Source organism: Spiroplasma endosymbiont of Stenodema calcarata (assembly GCF_964031205.1).
Taxonomy (GTDB): domain Bacteria; phylum Bacillota_I; class Bacilli_A; order Mycoplasmatales; family Mycoplasmataceae; genus Spiroplasma.
Map to the genome: position 1 here is coordinate 826,762 of NZ_OZ035018.1, position 16,023 is coordinate 842,784.

The following is a 16,023-nucleotide window of genomic DNA, read 5'->3' on the forward strand; positions in this document are numbered from 1 at the left end:
ACCCTTGCCATTCCACATCATTATTATTAAATACTGGTATTACATTTGAAATATCTTCTTCTTTAACTACATTATCATTTGTGTCTGCTATTTTTTTATATGATGGGGTATTTTTATATTGTTAGATAAGGGTTCATCGCTCATCTGCCCCTGATTTTTGGCGACAGTACTATCATTAAAAGATATATATTCAAAATTACCATCTTCTTTAATTTCTTTTTCATCTAAATCAATATCTGAAATATCAATACCCATTTCTAATGCTAATTTACGATATAATTTTGCTTCAACCATTTCTTTTGGTCAATTTACTCATGGACTATATTGCCCATTGCCTGATGGACTACTATTTTTTAAACGATCAATATCTGCTTTTCTTAATAAAATACCTTGATAATTCCCATTTTTATCTTTTGCAAAAGCATAAGCACCAATAATTTCATTATAATCACTAGTATTTGCATTAAAATTAATTTCATGCATTTTAGGGCAAGAATTTATAGTATCTCATTCAAATTTTTCACCTTTAAATATAATTGCTTTTCTTGGACTATAACCATTTTCTTCAATTTTTTTACAATAAACTTTACTATCAATAATAGTTGTTAATTTATTTTTAAATGGAATAATATTAAAATCTTTACTAAAAATTAATCCTTTATTACTTAATTTAATAATTCCTAATGCTGTAATTTTTGCATTATCTGCATTAGAAACTAATGACATATAACTATTACCATTTTTCATTTTTAATTCTTCTAATGCTAAAATATTTTCTTTTAAATATTTATCATTAACTTTTAATTCATATTTAACTATTGCACCATTAATATATTGTTGTAATTCATTTGCCATATTATTTTTCTCCTTTATTTATTTTAAAATTAATACCTTTAACTCCAATAGCATTCATATCTGCATTACTATCTCATTGTTCTTTAATTTCATTTTTAACTACTTTTTCATCTATTAAAAGATAACCTTTAATAAAAGAAATAAGTTCTAATCTATCTGCTTTTTGTAAAAAATCATCATTAATACCTAATATTTCAATATCTTTTACTAATAATTTATCTTTAATAATATTAATACCAACTTTTTTTAATGGTTTTACCTCAAGTGATTTATCAAGTTGCTCAATTTCTTCCATTACACGAACTTGCTCATCTTTTATTTGATCTAAATCTAAACCCATATCTGTATTTAGATTATTAGCTTGCTCAATTAATTCTTGTTTTTTTAATTCTTGTTCTCTAAAAAATTCATTTTGTTTTTGAATTCGCACCTGATTAATATTATTTTTAATTTCAATTTTATTATTTTTAACCGAATTTTCAAAATTAATAATATTATTATGAATACGATTTAAATCATCTTTAAATACTTTAATTAAATCTAGTGGCTCTTTAAATACAATATCAACTTTACTTAAAGTGCTTGGAATATCTTTTAAATGTACATCTTTATAACCAGTAGTATTATATTGATTACGATGACGATATATAAATTCAACTAATTCATTATTATTATTATTAGCAATTCACTTTTTAATTTGAATTGCTTTCAAACTTAATTCTTTAAAATCATCACCCTTAATTACAAAAGGGAATACTACATTTTGCACTATATTATTCATTATTTATCATCCTTTCTTTTTAAAATTAAAATTATCAATTTTATTTTTTATATTTTTTATTTTTATTAGTAATATAATATTTGCAAAAATAAACTGTAATAAATTAGAAACTATAAGTACTAAATTAATTGGACATAATATAAAACCATAAGTAATTCAACTAATATTTCCAATTAAATATAAAATTAACATTAATAATGGATATACTTGTTGTATCTTTTTTAATAATTGTTTTCAAAGATTGTGGTATTAAATAAGAAACTGATAAAATAGTACTTAACCACCCAATAATATAATGTATTTCTATTTTAATTCCTCCTTACTAGGTAAATTGTCATATTTTGAATTATCTTTTAGATAATATCTTTGAAATCAATAAACATTATTATCTCAACATTCTTTTTTATGTAATTCAACAGATTTTCCCTTATCACAAAATTCTTGCATATTAAAATCTTCTTTAAATAATTTCTCTTTGTTAGGGCAGTGCTTGCAATCGTGATTTTCAGGTCTATTTTCTAAAAAATTTATATATTCATTTTTTTCATTAATTGTTTTATCTCCTTCATTATGTTCTTTACACATTAAACTAATTTTTTGACAATTTTTACAAATGTATTTTTCACAATCATAACCATAATCATCATCGTTATTATCTTTATGTATACATAATAAAAATTCATTTTCTGGATATTGTTTTTTACAATATGAACTTTCGCAATAATAGTAATATTCCATATTAAATAATTCCCTTCTGACACAAATTTCAATCTGACATTTTCATTATTTATTCTCATTTCCAATATAATTATTTTTTGGTTTTGTAATATATATATATATAAGATTATTTATTTGTTCTGGTGTTAATTTTTTATTTTCAACTTCAATTTCATATCGTTCGATAATTGCTGGACCATAATTTTGAGCAACTTCAGGGTGATTATTGAACATTTCATTTAATATATCTTTTAATTCCATATTATTTATCTCCTTTATTAAATAATTCGTTATATCTTTTAGGATCCATAATTTTTAATTTTTCTATATCAGAATATACTTCGTTTTCTAAATCAATAATTACTGTTTGATAATATTTTTCATTTTTAGCAGTTATTTTTGCTTCTTCTAATGTATAAAATGAATATGTAGTTAAATATTCATTTTTAATAATTAATAAGTATCTTTTATTCATAATTTATCACCTCATAATCTATTTCTTCATCTTCTAAATAATCACTAATTAAACCTTTAACTTCATCAATTTCATATCATTTCAAAGTCAAGTCAAAATCTACTGGCAATGAAACATAACCTATATTTGAATGTTTATTATCAAATTCAAGATATAAATGTAATAATCAATAATTATCATCACACTCAATGTCTGAATAAATAATACTTTTATCACTAATTTTTAATGCTTTATTATTAATTCATTTTTCATTTAAGTAATCCCTAATACAATATGACATTTTTAATTCCTCCTAATTCTGTTTACCTAATGCTCAATGTTCTTGTGTTATTTCATTTTTTGAAACAGGATAACTTTTAAGCATTAATTCATTTAATTTATTAATAGTTTTTTTATTTAACTTTTTCATATAACCCTCCATTAATTAACTACAAATTGTAATTGTTTATATAGTTTATCGCCATGTAATTACATCTCTTCATCCGCACCATTTCAGGTCAAAGCGTTCAGTTTTTAAAATAAATCTACTTGCACCTTGAAGAGCCTAATGCTAATCGCAGATATATTTATAAAGTGACCATCTCAATTTTTATTGTCGTTTGATGTTGACCTCGCACTTATCACGACTATCGCTTAGTTATAAAAACCAGCGCCGATTTTCATCTTTTCTCATACACTATTTCAGTACTTGCCTCGGCAGGCTGTGGAATAAAAAACACTTAGTTAATAAATAACCGTTCCACTCTGCATTAAGTTTTATAAAATTTAAGTTTTAATAAACCAGTTTCATAATCAAAGATAATTTTTGAATTTTCTAATTTTTGATAAAATTGTTTTTGTTTTTTATCTTTTATACTATTCAATAAATTTCTATGTTTTTCGCAAGTTCACAAAACTCTATTTGATACAAATTGTTTATTAGTAAATGATATTTTTTTATAACAATCATTAATATCACATATTTTTTGTTGTTTAATTACCATTACCTCCTTATAAGGATTGTTTTAAAATAAAAAAACAACTCTTATTAAAGGGTTGTTTTTTTTGTCCTACTTCATCCTTTATTCTACATAAGATAAAACATGCCCAGTAAAATTAGGCCCGCTGTAATACAATTAATTACAAAAAAGATATCATAAATTTTTGTAAAAATAATTGGAGCAATAATAGTCCCAACCCAAACAATAAATCATAAGATACAATATCCATAACCAATTTTAATTCGTTTTACAGCAAATCAATTGTAAAAGGCAAAAGTAATTACAAACAAAATACTAACTAAATATGAAATCAAATATTTACGTTGTAATGTAAGGTATAAATTATCAACATTTATTCCAGGTTCAGATGACTTTAATATTACTGTAACTTGTTTAGACAAATTACTATGCGCCATATTTAGAAATAAATTAATTGACATTGACCCAACATATATCCCTGACAAAATCAAAAAGAGAATAAATATTGTATTATTTAAATTTATTTTTTTCTCTAAAATAATGTTTCTTTTATTTAGCATAACTTTAAATAATTAATTTATTGCTCCTTTGATATAGTTTGCAATATCAGCACTTAAGCTTTTAGCATATTGTTCACCATCTGTAATTTTTGAAATTGAATGGGGGAAAACTCGACTATTATAATTTGTTTCATATGTTGCTCAAAAACCATTAAAAATATGATGTTTGGGGCGAACAGAATTATTTGCATAACCATTGATAATTGCATCAATTAATTCAGGTACTAATGAATCACTATCTTTTTTAGCTTCAGTAACTATTTTGTCTAGTCCTACTTTATATGGTGTAATTTTTCCAGCATATTTGTATCAGTCATATGCATAATCCACACTTAAAAGTTCTTTAATAAATTCACTTGCAACCATTTTTTTAGTTTTTCCAGCCGAATTCAATTTTGATTGCTGACGGTCCAATCTAGCATTTAGCGACATCAAAAACCCTGCTTTAAAATGTTTCCAAGATTTATTGTTAACTTGATATTTGTCAATTGAATCAAAAGCAATATCTTTTCGTTTGATTCCAAACACTGTATCTTCATCTGTTACACCATCTGTTTTTAAAACTCCATATTGTGAAGTATATTTTTTGGAATAATCTCATGGTCCATCTAAAAATCAATTAGTTTTGTTTTCTAAAACATAATCATATAGTCCTTTCCCACCTACTCATCGTGTTTTTGTATCAAACATTGATGGTGGTAAGGTCTGTCCAAAGTCATAACTAACTTTAGCCACATCAATAAAATCGGAATTATTATTATCAAAAACAGTCTTAACTCCACCATCACTTGCAACTTCAACTAATGTTGGAATATCGCTAGTCAATAATGTATTATATAAAACTGAAGCATATCATAAATCACCAAAAGTTGCATTATAAACTGGGTTCTGCTGGTTTTTATTTGCAAGCACCATTTCTTCTAATGATCGTGCTGGATTATTTGCCAAAGCAGTTTTATTATATACAGCAACTAAAGTTTCAATATTTAATGTTACTCCATATTTTTTCCCATTATGGATAGCAATATCATTATCAACATTACCACCTAATCGAGAATCAAACTCAGAAATTGTTAAATCTGAAACATCACTTAATTTATTTTCAGTCACAAAAGTTGAAAAACGATCAAATGGTAAAACAAAAACATCTGATAAACTCCTATCCGTAAATGGTAATTTATCAAATAATCCTAGTTCATCAAAAGTGCCACTTTCTTTTATTTTAATTTTAAATTTAGATTTTTCAGCTTCTAATTTTTGATTAAAACTATTAACGGCCTTTTGATAAAATGGAACTCATTCTTTTTCCGCTTGAACTTTAATTGTATAAGCATCATCATTATTTTTTTTACATGCAATTACTGATAATGTTGATGACGAAAAAAAGTTGAAATTCCAAGTATTAATAATAACTTTTTCATCTATATATTACCTCCTAATATACTTATAACAAAACAAAAAAATGTTATCTAATCATTTGTTTAAAAGTTGTATATACAACTTTTAAACAAATGATTTTATATTTAAATATTATCGGACATAATATTTTTATGGAGGTAATAATATGATTGAAAAAAGCAGTGTTTTTCATCAAGCAAAGTCCCATTACGCTTATTGTTATGATGAAAATACTTTACACATTAAAATTAAAACTAAGAAGGATAATATTAAAAAGATTTATTTATATGGTGGTGATCCATTTGATTATGAAATAAAAAATAACACTATGCAATGGGTAAATCAAGTTTTTTCCATGCATAAATATCAATCATCTAGCATATATGATTATTGAATCATTGCCATATCACCATTACATCGACGCTTTAGTTATTTATTTCAATTAATTTCATCTAATCAGACTCTACTATATACTGAAAAAGGCTTTTATGCAGAAAATGAAAATGATGACATTTTAAAAACAACAAAAAAATGTTTTAATTTTCCGTGAATGAATAAAATTGATATTTTGACTTATCCAACTTGAATAAAATCTGCTATTTGATATCAAATTTTCCCTGACCGTTTTTGCCGTGATGAACATTACTTGACAGATAAAAAATTCTTACCATGAAGTTCTGCCCCACCAACTAGTAATAATTTTTTTGGTGGGAATTTACAAGGAATTATTAATAAACTTGACTACCTATGTGATTTAGGCATTAATGCCATCTATTTAAATCCGATTTTTAAATCACCTTCAAATCATAAATATGATACAATTGATTATTTTAACATTGATCCGAGTTTTGGCACTAATAAATTATTTAAAGAACTTGTTATTAAATGTCATCAAAAAAATATTAAAATAATGCTTGATGGGGTCTTTAATCATGTCAGCTGAAACCATTTTGCCTGATAAGATGTTTTAAAAAAACAACAGAAATCTCATTATAAAGAATGATTTCATATTAAAAATTTTCCAATAAGGGTCCCTGATAATGATCTAACAAAATTAAACTATGCAACATTTGGTTACAGTTCGTTAATGCCAAAATTAAATACTGAAAATATTGCCGTTCAAAAGTATCTGCTAAAAATAGCAGTATTTTGAATAAAAAAAATATAACATCGACGGATGACGAATGGATGTTGCCAATGAAATTGACCATTCTTTTTGACGATATCTTCGCACCACTGTTAAGAAAAATAAGAATGTTTATCTTCTTGCTGAAACATGAAATATTGGACTGCCCTGAATTAATGGTGATCAGTTTGATGGTGTTATGAACTATGTTCTTTATGATCTTATTTTAGAATATTTTGTATTGCAAAAAATAACATTACAAGATTTTACTGATAAATTAAAAAAATTGTTTTTTACTTATCCAGACCATACTTGACCAGCAATGTTTAATTGTCTTGATTCGCATGACACTCCGCGATTATTAACTTTAGCAAATCATAATGTCGCAATCTTCAAAATAAGTTATTTATTTTTATTTTTATGTCCAGGATCACCATCAATTTATTATGGCGATGAAATTGGTCTTGATGGTGACAATGATCCGTTATGCCGAAAATGTATGATATGAGACAAAGAAAAATGAAATTTTGAATTATTAACTTTTCTAAAAAAAATAATTGATTTACGAAAAGAACATCCTATTTTAGGAAATGATGGTAATCTTATTATTATTGATAATAAAAATATTTTAATATTTTACAAACAAAAAGATAATACCAAATATCTTATTGTCATCAATAATACAAATAAAACACAAGATCTTGATATTACCACTTTAACTAATAAAACTACAGATTTAATAACTAATAAAACATTAAATAATAAATTAAAGATTTTACCTTATTCATGTTATATTTTTTAACAAACATTATTTTGCTATTGTTGTTGTAAATATGTTTCTAAAATTAACTGTGCTGCTAAACTATCTTTTTTAGTTTTTCGTTTTTGGCGAGATAAATTAGCTTCTAACATAATTTGATGCGCTTGCCGTGTAGTTAAGCGTTCATCAATTAAATGAATTGGAATTGGTGTTAATAACATTGACTTTAATAAAGTAATAAAATCATCAACCATTACTGCTCGCGGTCCAATTGTGTTATTCATATTTTTTGGGTATCCAATAACAATATCTGTAAAATTTTTATTTCCAATTAAGGTTATTAAATATTGAGCAGCATTAGAAAAATCATTTTCGGGAAATTGATAAACACCATAACTTGTTGCAATGATCCCATGACTTGTTGCAAGTCCTAATGTTTTAGTACCCAAATCAATTCCTAAATAATATTTAGCCATGTTTTTGTAAAAATCCCAATGGGTCAGATAACAATTCCGCAATAATAGTATTATTTTTGAAACCGCTCTGAGCTACACTGTTATTTCCTCCCCCTTTGCCATCAAGCAAGGGATTTAATTGCCGAATAATATGACCAGCTTGGTACTTATCTTGGATCATTTCTCCAACACCAATCACTAATTTTTGTTGTTTTAAATCATTCATATCAACAAAGAATATTAAAATATTAGAATAACGTGCTTTATAATCATCGATTAATACTTTCAAAGCATTAACATCAACATTAGTTGAAAACTGGTGAGTTAAAATTTTAATATTGTTATTTTCTTGCAATGGTAACATATTATATTGTTTTACAAAATTTTGGATAACAACATTATCATATTTTTTTTGTCATTGTTTAAAACAATCTTTAAATTGATTTACTAATTGCTTTAATAATTTTCAATTTTCTTTTGAAACAGTTAAATTACTAATTTGATCTCAAATTTCCTCCAATTGTTCATCAACTAAAATAAATTTCCCTTGATTATACTTTTCAAAGTAATTAACGACATCAGTTTTTTCTTTTAAAAATTGCTCATTTAAATAACTAGCAATTGTTTTATTTGATGTAATCGCATGAATTCTAAATGTTCCAGCCCCTTTTGATTCAATTCCCGTTATTAATAAATCTTCAACATCTTGTGAATTAGCAACATGAGTTCCTCCACAAAGTTCACATGAATAAGTTCCAAATTTAATAATTCGTACTTCTTCATCATACTTCTCCGTAAAAAAAGCTAAAGCGTGATGAACTGTTAATGCTCTTTGCATATCTGTATAAATTATTTCACATGGTATTGCAGCATGAATAGCTTTTATCACTGCTGCTTCAACCGCCATAATCTCTGCTGATGAAATTGATTTATTATGGGTAATATCAATACGTAAACGCTCATCATCATTATAAGAACCAGTTTGCATAACATGTGATCCTAATACTTCACGTAATGTGGCATGAATTAAATGTGTTCCGGAATGATTCTTACGCGTATAAAACCGACGGTCACTATCAATGGAAACATTTACTAAATCATTCATCTTTAAAGTGCCATCTACTTTAACATAATGTAAATGTTGTTTATTTGGTCCTTGTTGAACATCTAATACATAGGCCGTATTATTATCTTTTAAAATTAAGCCCCTGTCTGCGGCTTGCCCACCCTTTTCAGCATAAAAAGGAGTCTCTTTTAAAATAATGTATCCGGTAGTATTTGTTAATTCAGAAACTGATTTATCATTTGCAAACATAAAAACAATTTCAACATTATTAACTTGTTCTTGTTCATAACCAACAAATACGCTAGCAACATCTAAATGTGTAAAGAGATTACTTTGTAAGTGAATTGCCTTAATATCTTTCCGATTAGTTCTTGAAATTTCTTTTGCATTTGCTAATAATTCTTCAAAACCAGCACGATCAACCTTTATTCCTGCCTCTTGAGCTTCTTCTTCAATTAATTCAATTGGAAAACCATAACTTTCAAATAGGCGAAAAGCATGTTCTTTTGAAATTAGTCCATATTTAGTTTTAACTTCATTAAATAATTTGGTTCCTTGCTCTAATGTTTTTAAAAATTTATTTTCTTCATCCAACACAGCTTGTTCAATAATTATTTGTTTTTCAATTAAATAAGTATAATATTCACTCATAATTGTAATTACTGTTTGCACTAATTGATATAAAAATGCTTGTTCTAACCCTATTTTTTTTCCATATAAACTAGCACGACGAATAAGTCGACGAATAACATAACCACGATCTTTATTGCCCGGAAAAGCACCATCAGCAATGGCAAATGTTACTGCTCTTAAATGATCAGCAATAACTTTAAAAGCTGTATTGATTTTAATTTGTTGAGAATCACCAGTAAATAATGCTGTTTCATCATAATGATATTTTCCCTTAGTTAATTTTTCAGTTGCTTTAATAATTGGCATAAATAAATCTGTTTCAAAATTAGTCGGAGTCTCTTGAATAATTGAAGTAATTCGTTCCAAACCAGCTCCCGTATCAATATTTTTCCGTGGTAAGTCAGTATAAGTGCCATCCCCATTATTATTGTATTGTGAAAAAACGATATTTCAAACTTCTAAATACCGATCATTTTCGAGATCTTCTTTTAACAACTTTATTCCGATATGTTCAGGATCATATTTTTCCCCACGATCATAAAAAATTTCTGTATTTGGGCCACATGGTCCTTCCCCAATTTCTCAAAAATTAGTATATTTACCCCCCTTAATAATTCGATCAGGACTTAATCCAATAACATTATGTCATACATCATATGCTTCTTGGTCATCTTTATAGACAGTGACATATAATTTGCTAGAATCAAAACCAATTCATTTTTTATCAGTTAAAAATTCTCAGGCATAAATAATTGCTTCTTTTTTGAAATAATCTCCAATTGAAAAATTTCCTAACATTTCAAACAAGGTATGATGACGAGCCGTATATCCAACATTTTCAATATCATTAGTTCTAATTGATTTTTGTGAGTTCGTTAGGCGTGGTGCGGGTGATGTTTTCCGACCATCAAAATATGGTTTTAGCGTTGCTACACCCGAATTTATTCATAATAACGACGGGTCATCAACTGGAATTAACGATACTGATGGCAATTCATAGTGATTTTTACTCCGGAAAAAATCTAATCACATTTTTCGAATTACATTTGCTGTAAGTTTTGTCATCCTAATTTCCTCTTTTCTAAACAATTAATCAATAGAATTATAGCATATCAAAAGAAAAAAATTCTTTATTTAAAAGAAGTTAAGATATATATTAGGGCGCCCATTTTTGTCACAGCTATTTTACCAAAAAATTAATCGGGGTATTATTCCATTTACGATGGACTCACTTATAATTATAAAATTCAATATATGTTTGGATATCCTCCTTAACCTTATCAAATGTCTTATCTATTCTTCAACGGATTTATTCAACAACTACATGATAAAATTAATTTTTTGATAAAACATTTCCCCAAATTTATTGAGCTGTTTTTACTTGATTTCATCTGATATTTATCAAGATAACTCGAATAAATATATTATATTAAATTTTTTATTGAAATATTTAATATTTTTGCTAAGGAACTAATTAAAATTTTCATTTTCATTCTTTATAAAAATTAAAAACTATTTTCCATTTTTCATCCTTACTTCGTCAAGATAAACTTAAAACTTTTTTGTAATTCAAGTCCCTCTCTAATAATTTAATTTTTCTCTCAAGTTCTTTAATTTTTCTTTTTTATGAAGTTAAATCCTGTTCCTTTTTTCTCCGTACTTTTTTTAAAAATAAAAGTAGGTTCTACATATTGTAAATAACTATCTCAAAGTTAACGAATCAAAGCTATAGCTCCATTAAATTGTTCTGCAATATGCTTTGTTCCAATTTCTTGTTTAATTGATTCAATTATTTGTTTTCTGTTTTGATATGTTAATTTTGTCATAATAAAAATTGTTTTTATCCTAAATGTACTTTCTTTAAAAAAAAGAAAGTACATTTTTTAGAGAAAAAAAGTCTAATTAATACATAGGAGGTTCCCTCAAAAGAAATTATTTTAACTTATATCGTAAAATTTATTGAGAGGAGAACTTATTCATTTATAAAAAACCTTTTTGTCCTGATTGCTGTTTTTTCAATAATGAAAGCGACTTCAAAGCAAAAAGGTCACATTAAAATCTTTTCTTGAAATTAGACAACTTTAAATTCAATTGTCTGCAAAAATTCACCTGGATTATTAGTATTTTCCTCATCACGGTTTGGTGGAAAGAAAAAAGTATAAGGAAAACTATTATAACTAAAGTTTAGAACATTTTCCGGATATTCACCATTTTCTTTCTTTGTACGAAAATATTCGAAAGTAAATGAATTATCTTTTTTTACTAAATTTACTTTATCTGTCACTCTATGAAAGAAAGTCCCTCAGTCATAAGTAATCTCTGAATCCACTGTTTCGTTAAATATTTTAAGAATTGTTTCAAACACTGGTCGTAAATTTGCCAGTGAAGTCTTACCCGGTGAAAAGGAATCTGTTGCTTTTAATATCCTATCATAATCAGTTTGAGTCATTTTGAAGATAAGTTTATCATTGTATGTTTCTAGCTGGTAATAATGCCATAGTTTCACTGTTGTTTCCGCAAATTGATTTAATCTTTCATCAATAAAGTCTTTTGGTAACAACACTTTGATTGGTGTTGAAAGGCTTTTCATCTTATCATTATCATTGAAAGGTAAATTTTCAATTGTAAAACCATCTGCTTGAAAAGAATCATAAATTCCTTTAACATAATAATCTTTTTGAACACTTGCCTTAAAATAGTTTCTTTTATAAAATTCTAAAAATTTTGCAACAGTTAATTTTTCAGGATCATAACCCTCACCCGCTCAAGACAAAACAGAAGCTCATTTACTAAATGATTTACTAATAGAAGTTCAATTATAAAGTTTATTATGTCAACCAGGATGACTTTTAAATAGAATTCCTTTTTCTTTTAATGCTTCCCTAATGACTACTCAAATAGTATTATTAGCAAATACCTTATTAAAATCGAGATTACTAATATCAACAATTTCATAGTTTTGTTTTTTAAAAAGATTATTAACAAAATCTTTGAAATATTTTTCAAGATCTTTTTGAATCCCGCTCAAAGCTTCAAAGTCATTACAAATAATAACGGAACCGTTAATTTCATCCCGTTGTTGCAAATCTTTAAATTTAACTTCATATTTAATATTAAACTTAATAGTAATTCCCATAATGTTATCATTATTAATTGTAATTAATTTTGCTAAATTGCTTTAATTTTGTCGAAAACTCTTGATGAAATAAAAAAATCATCAATATGACAATTTGAAAAATAATTTTGTTTAAGATCATGATTTTGCTTTAAATTTTTTAAACGTTAAAATATAATACCGTTGATTGTTGTTTTGGTGTTAAACCTTTATGTTGGTATTTTCATTTTCATAGATTTAAATAATTTTGAATATTAGTGAAACCCAAACCATGATAATGAATTAAGGCTTCTTTAAGACTCGATTGTAATTTACTAATCTTATTTAACTTTCGATAACTAGTATCAGGGTTTGTACTAGTTTTGGTAGAATATAGAGTAGAATTTGTTTGTTTTGCTACTAATAAATATAATGGTTGCATGTCAGAAATAATTATTGATTTTTCTTTAATTAATTGCTTATTCATATTTTCAATAATTCATTGTTTTTGTAATCGTTTGGTATTGGTGGATTGAACAAAAATATTATTATTGCTATCAACTACCATTTGAATACAGCATTTGGTATTAGTTGAAAATGGATCAAGATGAGTTTTTCGTTTATCAAATTTATCTTTAAAATTACCTTTATGGATTTCTTTAATAAAAGTTTCATCAATTTGGATTTGACCATTTAATTTTTTAAATTTTAATTGAGTATTTTCTAATTGTTTTGATTGCATTAATTTTTGACGATTATATCAAGCAGTTTTTGGTGTTGTTTTAATAAAACGGGAAATTATTTTACTAGATTGTCCTAATAATGAAATTTGAATTAATAAATTTCACTGTTCATAATTTAAATGACTTCAATAAGTAAAATGATGACGAAAAGCATCAAAACTAGCACGACATTTTTTACATAAATATTTTTGTTTTCCTTCGGGATTATGACCATTTTTAACACAATGATAAGATTTACAATCAGGACATATAATGCCTTTATCTCTAAATTTTTGATCAATTTCATTTAAACGTTTTTGTTTTTTGATTACTTCTGCTTCTTTTTTTATTTTTTCAGCAAATTCTAAAAATTGATCATCTGTAAAACTGTTTTTTAATTCTGTAATTATTTTTTCCATCAATTATTTACCTCTATATATTAAAAATATACCTAAAATTAGATATATTCTATAAATATCAAGAGTTTTCGACAAAATTAAAGCTAAATTGTCAAAATTAATATTCTGTAAAGTAAAACTAATATCATTGGAGTCTAATGATAATGGCATTGTATTAATATAATAATTCGAATATTCATTTTTAATTTCATAATTTAAATTATTAAACTCTGTCTCAAAACCTGTATATAACTGATCAAGAAAACGTCATTCACGAATTGCCGCTCCCGTTAGAACTTGATCATCATTAGTTTTTAAGCTAGTCACTAATTCTTTAAATTTTTCCACTTGATCAGGATACTTCGTAATATCAATTTTTGCTTTTGCCTTTCACCACTCATCTAAATGTTTTTTAACCCGAGCATTAATATTATTCATAATTTCAATATCATTCCCAATGTTATTTGAATCATCATCTGGAATATATTTATGAGCTTTATTACAACTAATAATTGTATTAACGGTCGGCGTCAACAAACTAACTGTTGTAAAAATTGATAATAATTTTTTCATATTATTTCCTCCTAGTTATATTTCTTAAATATATTTTTTTCCTTATTATTAATTATAATTAAAAAAAAGCCTATCTATATTATATCAAATTATTTGCCAATATAAAAGGAGACTAGGAACAATTTGCCATATGAAGGCCAACCCAAAAGACATTATTTCAACTTACATAGTAAAATATATTGCAAAGTAACCTTCACATAATATTCTTATTTTCGATAACCTCGCACTAATAAATAAAATGAAACTAGTAAGATGTTAACAAAAAAGAAAATCATAACAATTGGTACTACTGCTGGATATTGGAAATATTGTCTAAATTCAGTTCACATTAAAATTTGCCAAATTAATCCAATCGCTAATCACGTTAACATTTGCACAAACATTAATAAATTGTAAGAAAATTGTTGTAAACGGGCTAAACAAAATAGCATAAAATAAAGAGGAATAAAACTAACTACGATTAATAGAATAGCAGTAGTCAAAATAATTCAATTACCTGTTACATATCAAGTTGTTGAAGTAAAAGCTGGAAAAATCATTACGACTAGAAAACCAACCATTAATAAAATCATTCCAAAGTTGCTTCCCAATCGTTGCCGAAATTCACGTCGTGAAGAAATGTTAATATATTTTAATCAATGGACAAAACTTGCTCCAATACCACCTTGATGAGTAGATGATGAAGGCAATAATAATTCAATTGCAATGCGGATGGCTAAACCAATTGTAATTTTTACAATTGCAATGGGCGCAACAAAAATAATTAATACTCCTCCAACTTGCAATAAACCAGGGGCCTGTTCAAAAAAAGCACTTAATCCCTTTTGATTAATAATTAGACCTAAAATAGAAAAGATATTTGGTTGATATTGAATCTGATTAGTTCATGTCACCAGCCCACCGTTAGTTAAATTATATCAATATTTTTCTTGGGCATGAACAAAACTTCCATCATCAGCAAATGAAACTAAAAATAAACCTAGAAATAAAGCTACGTATAAATTAATACCTCCCCCTATCGTTAAAATCTTTCCGACCAATAATCGGGCATTTCATTTTCAGTGGGCAACAGTAGCATTTGTTAATAATACCAGCACAAAAATTGCTGTTCCAGCCGCTATTAACCCTAAAATTGGAATAAAAATATATAAATCAATAACTCAAAATTTAAAAAGCCCAAAACCATTTAAACTAAAAATTGCTTGAAATGATCCATACGATAATAAGAAATTTAAAATATTATAAGCATTATCTCCTCTTAAATTTTCTAAAGGATTTGGTTTCAAATCCTGAACACTTAATGATTTAATAATTTCTTCTTTTAAAGCATCTACTTGTTGATTTAACGTTGGAGCAATTGCTCCAGCCATAATAATTAAAACTCCGGCTAAAAATCATATACTAGCAAACTTCAGTCAAGACTTTAATGCCATATTCTCCTCCATTTTCTA

18 protein-coding genes are annotated in these 16,023 nt (G+C 26.1%); 2 read left to right on the plus strand and 16 right to left on the minus strand.

Annotated features, from left to right (window positions below):
* Positions 1 to 87: 87 nt before the first annotated feature.
* From ACQH24_RS04470 to ACQH24_RS04515, 10 genes are all read right to left on the minus strand, one after another.
* Positions 88 to 855: a recombinase RecT gene (locus ACQH24_RS04470; protein WP_425379440.1), complete on the minus strand. Its 768-nt coding sequence runs from the start codon at positions 853 to 855 to the stop codon at positions 88 to 90.
* 1 nt (position 856) lies between these two features.
* Positions 857 to 1,636, minus strand: a complete 780-nt coding sequence (locus tag ACQH24_RS04475) for a hypothetical protein (protein ID WP_425379441.1) — start codon at positions 1,634 to 1,636, stop codon at positions 857 to 859.
* Positions 1,637 to 1,796: 160 nt separating this feature from the next.
* Complete coding sequence (locus ACQH24_RS04480; RefSeq protein WP_425380693.1) at positions 1,797 to 1,949, minus strand: PQ-loop domain-containing transporter; 153 nt, start codon at positions 1,947 to 1,949, stop codon at positions 1,797 to 1,799.
* Positions 1,940 to 2,374 carry a hypothetical protein gene (locus ACQH24_RS04485; protein WP_425379442.1) on the minus strand — a complete coding sequence of 145 codons (435 nt, stop codon included), beginning with the start codon at positions 2,372 to 2,374 and terminating at the stop codon, positions 1,940 to 1,942. The genes ACQH24_RS04480 and ACQH24_RS04485 overlap by 10 nt, the downstream gene beginning before the upstream one ends.
* Positions 2,375 to 2,419: 45 nt before the next feature.
* A complete protein-coding gene (locus ACQH24_RS04490) occupies positions 2,420 to 2,614 on the minus strand; it encodes a hypothetical protein (RefSeq protein ID WP_425379443.1) in 195 nt (64 codons plus the stop codon).
* A 1-nt stretch (position 2,615) separates the two neighbouring features.
* Positions 2,616 to 2,828, minus strand: a complete 213-nt coding sequence (locus ACQH24_RS04495; RefSeq protein ID WP_425379444.1) for a hypothetical protein — start codon at positions 2,826 to 2,828, stop codon at positions 2,616 to 2,618.
* Positions 2,821 to 3,108: a hypothetical protein gene (locus ACQH24_RS04500; RefSeq protein WP_425379445.1), complete on the minus strand. Its 288-nt coding sequence runs from the start codon at positions 3,106 to 3,108 to the stop codon at positions 2,821 to 2,823. The genes ACQH24_RS04495 and ACQH24_RS04500 overlap by 8 nt, the downstream gene beginning before the upstream one ends.
* A gap of 469 nt (positions 3,109 to 3,577) precedes the next feature.
* The gene (locus ACQH24_RS04505) at positions 3,578 to 3,811 is read right to left on the minus strand and encodes a hypothetical protein (protein WP_425379446.1); all 234 of its coding nucleotides are present in this window, start codon (positions 3,809 to 3,811) and stop codon (positions 3,578 to 3,580) included.
* Positions 3,812 to 3,894: 83 nt separating this feature from the next.
* Positions 3,895 to 4,248 (minus strand): hypothetical protein, encoded by a 354-nt coding sequence (locus ACQH24_RS04510; RefSeq protein WP_425379447.1) that lies wholly within the window; start codon positions 4,246 to 4,248, stop codon positions 3,895 to 3,897.
* A gap of 111 nt (positions 4,249 to 4,359) precedes the next feature.
* Positions 4,360 to 5,457, minus strand: a complete 1,098-nt coding sequence (locus ACQH24_RS04515) for a hypothetical protein (RefSeq protein ID WP_425379448.1) — start codon at positions 5,455 to 5,457, stop codon at positions 4,360 to 4,362.
* A gap of 454 nt (positions 5,458 to 5,911) precedes the next feature.
* On the opposite strand from ACQH24_RS04515, the gene ACQH24_RS04520 reads away from it, so the two are divergent.
* On the plus strand, positions 5,912 to 6,706 hold the full coding sequence (locus ACQH24_RS04520; RefSeq protein WP_425379449.1) for an alpha amylase N-terminal ig-like domain-containing protein: 795 nt from the start codon (positions 5,912 to 5,914) through the stop codon (positions 6,704 to 6,706).
* Between the two features lie 223 nt (positions 6,707 to 6,929).
* On the plus strand, positions 6,930 to 7,673 hold the full coding sequence (locus ACQH24_RS04525; RefSeq protein ID WP_425379450.1) for an alpha-amylase family glycosyl hydrolase: 744 nt from the start codon (positions 6,930 to 6,932) through the stop codon (positions 7,671 to 7,673).
* A gap of 14 nt (positions 7,674 to 7,687) precedes the next feature.
* Here the strand turns inward: ACQH24_RS04525 and ruvX are convergent, their stop codons facing one another.
* From ruvX to scm1, 6 genes are all read right to left on the minus strand, one after another.
* On the minus strand, positions 7,688 to 8,107 hold the full coding sequence (ruvX, locus tag ACQH24_RS04530) for a Holliday junction resolvase RuvX (RefSeq protein ID WP_425379451.1): 420 nt from the start codon (positions 8,105 to 8,107) through the stop codon (positions 7,688 to 7,690).
* Entirely contained in the window at positions 8,100 to 10,850 is a 2,751-nt protein-coding gene (gene alaS / locus ACQH24_RS04535; protein WP_425379452.1) for an alanine--tRNA ligase, read from the minus strand. The genes ruvX and alaS overlap by 8 nt, the downstream gene beginning before the upstream one ends.
* Positions 10,851 to 11,856: 1,006 nt before the next feature.
* Positions 11,857 to 12,921 carry a hypothetical protein gene (locus ACQH24_RS04540; RefSeq protein ID WP_425379453.1) on the minus strand — a complete coding sequence of 355 codons (1,065 nt, stop codon included), beginning with the start codon at positions 12,919 to 12,921 and terminating at the stop codon, positions 11,857 to 11,859.
* A gap of 139 nt (positions 12,922 to 13,060) precedes the next feature.
* Positions 13,061 to 14,020, minus strand: coding sequence for a transposase (locus ACQH24_RS04545; RefSeq protein WP_425379371.1), 960 nt, complete (start codon positions 14,018 to 14,020; stop codon positions 13,061 to 13,063).
* Between the two features lie 3 nt (positions 14,021 to 14,023).
* A complete protein-coding gene (locus ACQH24_RS04550) occupies positions 14,024 to 14,572 on the minus strand; it encodes a lipoprotein (RefSeq protein WP_425379454.1) in 549 nt (182 codons plus the stop codon).
* 206 nt (positions 14,573 to 14,778) lie between these two features.
* Positions 14,779 to 16,005, minus strand: a complete 1,227-nt coding sequence (gene scm1 / locus ACQH24_RS04555) for a motility-associated protein Scm1 (RefSeq protein WP_425379455.1) — start codon at positions 16,003 to 16,005, stop codon at positions 14,779 to 14,781.
* Positions 16,006 to 16,023 lie beyond the last annotated feature (18 nt).